Below are 8,108 nucleotides of genomic sequence, written 5' to 3' on the forward strand. Positions count from 1 at the left end.
CATATGTGTTTACATAGTAATTAGGAATAAATACAAGTAGTCTTGATGGTGTGTACTTGTTAAAATTTCAATATCATTTATTGAAACTAAATAAACCAAATAAGTTTATTTAGCAATATGATGAAAATACATGAAAAAATTTATACCAAAAGTACTGACGACGGCGGCGTTGATTGGTTTGAGTGGATCACCGATCGTGGGGAGTCCGTTAACGGCTCATGCGGGGGCAATCGAGGGAAAAGAAAAGACTAAAGATGAAAAGAAGGAAAAAGAAAAGAGAGAGAAAGTTATTAAAGAATTAGACGCTTACCATAAAGAATTGATAGATTCAAAATTAGTGACTGCTGAGGAAGCGGTTAAGATTGGGGAGGAGCTAATTCGAATTGAAGCTGATATGAAGGAGAAAAAGATATCTTTGGAGGGAGCAGAGAAGAGATTTAAGAATATAAAAGAAGAGAACAAAGAAAGAGAAAAAAAAGCAGAAAAAGAAAAAGAGAAGAGAAACCAATAATCGAAAAGCTAGCAAAGAGTTTCAAGCCAATCGAGAAATCTAAGGAGTATACATCAGATCAGTCAGCAAAAATTAAGAGTGATTTACTGAAGAACATACCCCTCTATAAAAAACTGACTGCTGATGAAAGGCTTGCAATTAGCCTTTATACGGATGAAAGAATGAAGCTTTATCCTTTTGCGAATGAGTATGCAGATAACTTAAAAAAAGTCAAAGACTATATGTCATCACAACTTCGAAAGTATAAAATGGATGAAAATAAGATCCAGAACTTTATAAATTCAATGGATCATCTTAGTATAAAAGAGAAATTTCAAATAGATATTATAGAGAAGTTTAGGATTCCAGATGAGATAAAGAAAAACTTTAAGAAAGCTGTCAATATACTTAGCGAAAAGGAATTTGTTGCAGATCAAATGAAACACATTGACAGCTTTTTAGATAAGGCTGCAGAATATCCTTTTCCTGTAACGACATATAGGAGCTTTCCGGCACCCACTAATTTGTATTTGGGGAATAATAGTATACAGACACAAGATAAAACCCCCGAGGAGATAAAAAAGGAAATTCTCAAACTGAAGGACTCGGTAGTAACTGAATCAGCGTATTTAAGTACGTCTCTTTTACAGGATAAAGCTATGTCTTTTGCAGGGAAGTCGCTATTAGGAATGCTCGGCATCCGCTCCCAGGTGTTTTTTTTATTAGAAATTGAAATCCCACCTGGAGCGAGAGCTGCATATATTGCTCCGATTTCGAAAATTGAAACGGAGCAAGAAGTATTAATAGGGCGTAATAGTCAATTTAAGATAGTAGATGTATCTATTGAGCCACAGGGCAAGCACAAATGTATAAGGATCAAGGTAAAGTTATTGAAATAAGGGTTCTAGTATATTATTACTTCAAGTATAAAAACGTTTTTATTGTTTAACCAGAGGCTGTATTCAAGTGTATAAAAATAGCATCAATTTGTATTTTGGACGATAGAGCAATTTATTTGAGAAATAACTATGGGTTTTAGGGGGTTGTGTACATGCCCATCTCCATCAATTGCACGATAAAGATAGCACCACTCCCCTTTAACTTTGATGTAAGTCTCATCTAAATGCCAAACAGAGTGTGTCGTTTTGTTTTTCTTTTTCCAGATTTGATAACTCAAATTTCCATATTCATGAATCCAACGCATGACGGTCCTAGGATGAATGAATATGCCACGTTCTTTCAAGATTCCAGCAACCTCACGATAGCTTAAAGAAAAACGACAATAATAGCTGACGGCTACCAAGATAATGTCTCTTTCGAATTGTTTTCCTTTAAAATATCCCAAATGTTATGCTCCTCATCTCATTTTTTCTACAGTCTAGCTTAGCTTTAAAAACTTTGCAACAGAACCATTTAAGCCCTCAGGGCTGAGTAAAGTACCCGTGGCTGCATGAAGCCTACTACATCATCGTACTAAGGAACCACTAGCTACTCTTTGACTAATCCAAATATAAATCGTAGCTAAGTCTGTGCCAGAAAACTTACGTTTTCGTTTTCTAAATCCCATTTCTCTTGCTAGTCCTTCTAAAAATACAAGTGTGATGTATCGCTTTAATTTTTCCGCAAATGGTTGAAATTCCTCTTGAATCGAGAGTTTCATAAAAAACGTCATCCTTTCTTATCTAGCTTGTTAAGAAAGGATGACGTTTTTTATGTACTTCGGGGTAGTGAAAATTCTTAAGTTGATGGCATCTGTCGTGAGGCCATATAGACCAATTACATGTTGCTAATACTAATCACGGGTGTTAGCCTCACGATAAATCATAGAGTCTGTCAGCCATTCCGTAGGTGCATGATTATCTGTTAATATATCTCCTTTTTGTATTTGATGAGGTAAGAGGGCTTCTAAATTTTCAGGACATTCTTTTTTTATTTCTGCTAATGGGTTTGTTACATCAATTTCTTTGATTTGTTCTGTGTCTAAAGGGTGTATGGCACCAAGTAACATGTAATTGTATTGTCCACGTACTTTAACTGAATAGGTATATGGAAACACTTGTTGTAGAGTTTTTGTAAGCGAAGTAAGTAAACGAGAGTCAGGAGTAGTAGCATTCACATTCATCGCAATTACTCCATTTTTTGTTAACTTTTCCCGAAGGGTGTTAAAAAACTCTACTGTTGATAAATGAAATGGAATATATATTTGTTGGGAATAACAATCAACCATAACTGCATCATAGAGCTGATTTGTACTATTTATAAAAACACGTGCATCTTGATTAATAATTTTTGCATCTTTGGGTTGTAAATCAAAGAAACGTGAGCTTAATTCGATAACATCTGAATCTATTTCGACACCAGAGATATTTAAATTAGGAAAGAGTGGCTTTACATATGTAGCCATTGAACGCGGTATTGTTCCTCCAGCTGAACCGAGTATCAGAACTTCCTTTGGTGAATCCACGAGAAATGGAACCAAAAGATAGTTATTATAATAATCATCATGATACAAAGAATCATCAGCTCGACGTAGAGATTGTACGCCTCCACCCTCATTATAAACAAGACTAATGTCTTTAGAATCATCTTGTGTTACACGGATATGTTGGTACAATGAATCTTGTTCCCATAAAATCTTTTCTCCTGCCATTGTTGTTTCCTTTGTATTGGTCATAAAGTACAACAAAACAGGTACGATGATAAAAATGCCCAACTTCTTCGCCGGAGATTTCCAGAGACCGGCCGTACTAATAATAATAAGAAAACTTGAACATACAAAGATTGTTTCTCGTGCACCAAGAAACGGAATAGTTCCAAATGCAGTTCCAAATGTCCCAAATAAACTACCCAGTGTAGAAAAAGCTGTTAAATTCCCAGCTACTTTCCCAAGGTTCTCCGTTTCCTTTGCAATCAATCGAATTGCAAAAGGGCTTACCATCGCTAATAAAAACACTGGAGGAGCAAAAACCAATAAAATAGCAAAGAAGGAACCAATAATAATCCAAATTGATGTATTCATTATCCCAGCTGAAAGCATAGGAAACAAAAATTTACTCCATAAAGGAAGTATCGACACAAAAACCCCTGAAAATAGCGAAATTTTCATTAATAGGTAGCCATCAGGACGCTTATCTGCCCATTTCCCACCTATCCAATAACCAACAGATAGGGAAAGCAAAATGAGACCAATGATATTCGCCCAAACGATCATGGAAGTCCCATAATAAGGAGCAAGGAAGCGTGAAGCTGCAATTTCAAGTGACATAACCGCTGCACCCGTTAGAAATACATAAACATACAGGAAAGAAACCGAATAATTTGTTTTCAAATAAACACCTCATATCAAATATCTATACTTGTAGTAAAATCTTAATTTCATGTCTAGTGTTCTTAAGAATATAAAAAATCTATTTATATGTTTTTTCATCATGTGCATAGTCTCTATTCCAGCAATCATTTTTGTAACTGTCAGCACGGATGTCAATTCAAACATATTCCGAATTCATTTTTTGATAAAACGATAATTTTGTTCAATGATATCATTTATATATTTTTAAAACGAGATGGCGTACCATGTGGTATGACAGGAAGCACAGGATTTTAAAAAAAATACTTGGCAACCTTCGCATTTCGTTTATAACTTAAATAAAAATCAATCGTGTTTCCTTTAGAATCATTCGAACAATATAAGTACATTTTTCTCTTTTGGTTTTGATGTATGTCTTATCACCCTCCAAGAATTATTAGTTGTTTTCAAATGTTTGTGAATTTGCTCATTTAATGCTAGTTCATATCGATGAACCCATCGCATAATCGTTGTATAGGCTAAGGATAATCCTCTTTCTTACAGAATTTCTATCAAATTACGAAGGCTTAGGCTATACCGCATATATCAACGTACTGTTAATACAATGATATCGAGCTGATAATGTTACCGTTTGAATATATTTTCTTTTTCCATACTGATCACACACTTCTTTTCAGTAGTAGTACTAGTATGATCAAGTTTGAAAGAACCTTTTCAAATCGTTTCTTTTTTTTGCACCAAAACCGGAATATTTCGGACGAATATCTACCTTTGCAAAAAACGAATTGCGGGGTATTCAAATAAACACCCCGTCATGATATGCCATGGCGGGGTTAAATACGGGGTAACATAACTTATACATCGTTAATGCAATAACTTTTTAAACTGATAAAACTATAAATGTTTTTTTGGTTCCGTCGGGCGAAAGAATGATTTTATTATAACGTAATAAATGACCCCTGTAAATTTTTTTATCTTTTCTGCTTTTCTCTAATTTTTTAAATCTTGTATTGTAAAATGATATACATTTTAAGTGTTAGGGCAAACGTTTATTCCTTCAGATATTTTCGACTCACATTATGCAATATCAGGAAACGTTATTATTCAAACCTTGATTTTTTTGTTCGTGGTGGCATTATGGGGCGCTTTACTGTTTTAGATAATAATGCTTGTCTTGGCATTTGTAATACACCACGCTTTTCGAGTTCTCTATACAAATTACTCACATTACACCCGGTTTTTTTTGAGATATCTGGATATTCCATCCCTTGATTAAATAATTGTACGGCTTGTTTACATATTTCATCCCATCTTTCTTCTTTTATTTGATTTCTAACTTTTTTCTGTTTAGCTTGATACATTCCTTTTCTCTTTTTAACTGCTGGATACAGTGCCGTTCTGCGTTTTCTTGACGTTTATGATGTTCTTCCTGTCGTACCATTTGTACTAGTCTTGCAACTGTTCTCATGTTACATTCACCTCATTTCATTCATTTTACAAGTGCTCGTATCCTAATTTTATTACTTTCAAGTCTCTCAGATGTTTGTTCTAAGTAAACTGTTACCGTCTTCATTCCTTATTTTTTCTATGACAATCGAGATCAAAATCCCTTTAAACCTGTATTAGGGGGTAATAAGTTTTAAAGAAAAATGAATCTTAATTATAGTTTAGCATAATTAAAAATTATAGTAAAATTTAAAAAATGAATTTCCTGATTCATTCCGCGCATCTATAAGTTAAACATTACGTTTATCTACAAAAATAGAGAAATTCAAGTCTCATTAACCTTGTCATATATTGATGCGAACTTAAAATCCTCATTATCCAGAGGATAATGGGGATTCATTTTATTATTTAGCGAACTTGACAGCCTCTAAAGCAGCGGCATAATTCGGATGGTGAGTGACCTCATTCACATATTCGGCGTAAACAATAGTATCGGTAGAATCTATCACAAATACTGCACGAGTAAGTAAGCGAAGATTTTTCAAAATTACACCATAAGCTTTTCCGAACGAGAGATCACGGTGATCAGAAAGGGTTACTACATGCTCCATCCCTTGTGTTCCGCACCAACGATTTTGAGCAAATGGTAAGTCTGCACTTATTGTTAAAAACTGTACATTTTCTAAATGGGAGACTTCTTGATTAAAATGGCGAGTTTGTGCATCACACACCTCCGTATCAAGAGATGGTACAACACTAATTAATTTCACTTTTCCGCTATAAGTTTCTAAATGAACTGGCGATAGATTATTTGTTAGCGCTTCAAAGTGAGGTGCGTGGTCACCTACTTTTAATGTACTTCCACTTAATTGCATGGGATTCCCTAAAAAAGTTACTTCTTTCATGAATACGTCCTCCTACATTTTAAAAAATATATATAATTCATTATTACTTCCTAAACTATGCATATAGATGTGTCATTTGCCCTGCATAAGTCCTTGCAATCCATTATTTTTATCTACATCTCATCTCTGAGCCCAGTGATTGCTCAGATTATCAAGAATATTTAAAGGTCCATCTTCATTCAATTTGGTCATGCACCCTCGTCAGGCCAGAAGAAAACCGATTGGTCTGGCTTCGCAATAGAACCGTCTTTTTGAAGATAATATCTTTTTCCATCGATTATTTTCCAACCCGCTTGTTTCATTTCGTTTTGTTTTTGTACTTCCATTGGAGAAGCGGGGGTTCCGCTGCAAACGATGCAGTAGATACGGCAAAAGAACTTAAAATCGTTGCTGTTGCTAACCCTTTAATGATTTTTTTAGTTGAGAATTCCGCATTCTACTCGGGGATGTGAATCGTATGTATGAGATGAGTACAAGGCCATATTTTATTATGATTCATTAGTTGCACTACCTATAAATAATATTTCTTGTGTTAAAATACCACCTCTGATAAGTCAGAAGTATACATGTATTCTCCTCTAAATGAACGGTATGAATACGTATTGATTTCGACAACGAGAAAAGAATAGGATATAAAACAAGTTAAAAATGGCTATATATGCACGATTGAAAAAAGCCACAGCCAAATTGAAAAAGGTTATTATTATCAAACAGATGATATTTTTTGGTTAGAGGAAAAAGCAAAATAGAAAGATGTAAAAAGTATTGGTATGGTGGAAAAAGATGATGAAACTCGCATCGACAGACACTATTAGGTTCTGTTGCAAAGTTTGAAAAAATGAACTCGTTTACAAAATATAGTTATAGTTTAAGCCGTTTTGAATAATTCCTGTAATTACTTTTCGACGGACAGATTATGAATCGTTTCAATTCCTTTCAAGGTACTTGAAGCTTTACGAAAGCTTTGAAATCCTCCGGATTTAACAAAACGTCGCTTGATACGTCTAAGATCTTGTTCAATGAGGTTATTTAGATGCTTAACGGTGCAATGTTTCGTATGCGCAAAAACTGTTATGTTTCAGTTTTTTGAACGCACAAAGGAGGGCAGATGCCTTGTCTGTTGTGAGAACTGTTGGTTCTCCAAAATTCTCCACTAACCTTTTTATAAAAATATAGGCGACTTGATGATCTCTTGTTTTACAAAGAAGGATATCCAATGTATATCCTTCTTAATGAATCGCACAATACAGATAGCACCACTCCCCCTTGACTTTGATATAAGTTTCATCTGAATGCCAAACAGGGTGTGCCATTTTGTTTTCCTTTAAAATATCTCCTATGTTATGCCCCTTATCTCATTTTTTCTACAGTCTAACTCAGTTACAAAAACTGTGCAACAGAACCCTAAATCATCTGGCGTTGGTTCATTAGAACAGAATTTTTTAAACACTGACACAGGAATCATTATGGTCCACAACCCTTTATCTACTGAAATTTAATTATCTTTTGAAATTTATGAGAGTATTCTGTTAATTTATTTTGCAGAAAAGTCTATTGAAACTAAGACAGATATTGAGTATTCTTACATACGTTACGATTAATTTAAGAAAGGATTTTCACAATGAAAAGAAAAACAAAAATTTTAAAGGCAGCTATCTTAACAGTTGGATGTATAACATGTCTAGGGCCCCCATCATCATCTTTTGCTGCAACGAATGATGTGATTCAACCTCAAGAAGTAAAACTAACAGCAAATAATCCTGTTTCTTGGTCTCATTTTGCTGGCGCTACGAGCTTGGATGGTCTATTAGATGTAAATGTAAAAATTGAAGAAAAGAAGCTTAAAATTGTAAGTTCAATTAAAAACGTAACTACTCAGCCACCTTTTGGTGTCTTTTTTTAATTTTACTAGTTTCATATGCCTCCCATTTGTAAATACTGAGTATATCAAACAGGGGGG

General features: G+C 34.4%; 6 protein-coding genes and 5 pseudogenes. 3 read left to right on the forward strand and 8 right to left on the reverse strand.

Annotation, left to right across the window (positions count from 1 at the left end; genetic code table 11):
• Positions 1–130 precede the first annotated feature (130 nt).
• Both ATL10_RS29770 and ATL10_RS29775 read left to right on the forward strand, forming a co-directional pair.
• Positions 131–511 (forward strand): hypothetical protein, encoded by a 381-nt coding sequence (locus tag ATL10_RS29770; RefSeq protein ID WP_110498205.1) that lies wholly within the window; start codon positions 131–133, stop codon positions 509–511.
• Positions 512–672: 161 nt separating this feature from the next.
• Positions 673–1,389 carry an ADP-ribosyltransferase gene (locus tag ATL10_RS29775; RefSeq protein ID WP_110498207.1) on the forward strand — a complete coding sequence of 239 codons (717 nt, stop codon included), beginning with the start codon at positions 673–675 and terminating at the stop codon, positions 1,387–1,389.
• Between the two features lie 152 nt (positions 1,390–1,541).
• Here the strand turns inward: ATL10_RS29775 and ATL10_RS29780 are convergent.
• The 8 genes and pseudogenes from ATL10_RS29780 to ATL10_RS29810 all read right to left on the reverse strand — a co-directional run.
• A pseudogene (locus ATL10_RS29780) lies at positions 1,542–1,835 on the reverse strand (IS6 family transposase); the annotation flags it as partial.
• Positions 1,836–1,958: 123 nt separating this feature from the next.
• Positions 1,959–2,150 (reverse strand): annotated as a pseudogene (locus tag ATL10_RS29785) (IS4 family transposase); the annotation flags it as partial.
• Between the two features lie 132 nt (positions 2,151–2,282).
• Positions 2,283–3,818, reverse strand: coding sequence for a spermidine synthase (locus ATL10_RS29790; RefSeq protein ID WP_110498209.1), 1,536 nt, complete (start codon positions 3,816–3,818; stop codon positions 2,283–2,285).
• Between the two features lie 9 nt (positions 3,819–3,827).
• Positions 3,828–4,406, reverse strand: a pseudogene (locus ATL10_RS29795) (IS6 family transposase).
• A 491-nt stretch (positions 4,407–4,897) separates the two neighbouring features.
• Positions 4,898–5,265 (reverse strand): annotated as a pseudogene (locus ATL10_RS29800) (hypothetical protein).
• 382 nt (positions 5,266–5,647) lie between these two features.
• Entirely contained in the window at positions 5,648–6,148 is a 501-nt protein-coding gene (gene tpx / locus ATL10_RS29805) for a thiol peroxidase (protein ID WP_110498211.1), read from the reverse strand.
• 188 nt (positions 6,149–6,336) lie between these two features.
• A complete protein-coding gene (locus tag ATL10_RS31470; RefSeq protein WP_181419360.1) occupies positions 6,337–6,474 on the reverse strand; it encodes a hypothetical protein in 138 nt (45 codons plus the stop codon).
• A 572-nt stretch (positions 6,475–7,046) separates the two neighbouring features.
• Positions 7,047–7,473: pseudogene (locus ATL10_RS29810) on the reverse strand (IS6 family transposase); the annotation flags it as partial.
• A 296-nt stretch (positions 7,474–7,769) separates the two neighbouring features.
• Here ATL10_RS29810 and ATL10_RS29815 point away from each other — a divergent pair.
• Positions 7,770–8,051, forward strand: a complete 282-nt coding sequence (locus ATL10_RS29815) for a hypothetical protein (RefSeq protein ID WP_110498213.1) — start codon at positions 7,770–7,772, stop codon at positions 8,049–8,051.
• The last annotated feature ends 57 nt before the right edge of the window (positions 8,052–8,108 follow it).

The sequence above is a fragment of the Bacillus sp. 196mf genome (assembly GCF_003217275.1).
Taxonomy (GTDB): Bacteria; Bacillota; Bacilli; order Bacillales; family Bacillaceae_G; genus Bacillus_A; species Bacillus_A thuringiensis_S.

What these genes read in the sequence shown, in the direction of transcription:
- ATL10_RS29770 (WP_110498205.1), top strand. Translation starts at nt 131, where the DNA reads ATGAAAAAATTTATACCAAAAGTACTGACGACGGCGGCGTTGATTGGT.
- ATL10_RS29775 (WP_110498207.1), top strand. Translation starts at nt 673, where the DNA reads ATGAAGCTTTATCCTTTTGCGAATGAGTATGCAGATAACTTAAAAAAA.
- tpx (WP_110498211.1), bottom strand. Translation starts at nt 6,148, where the DNA reads ATGAAAGAAGTAACTTTTTTAGGGAATCCCATGCAATTAAGTGGAAGT.
- ATL10_RS31470 (WP_181419360.1), bottom strand. Translation starts at nt 6,474, where the DNA reads ATGGAAGTACAAAAACAAAACGAAATGAAACAAGCGGGTTGGAAAATA.
- ATL10_RS29815 (WP_110498213.1), top strand. Translation starts at nt 7,770, where the DNA reads ATGAAAAGAAAAACAAAAATTTTAAAGGCAGCTATCTTAACAGTTGGA.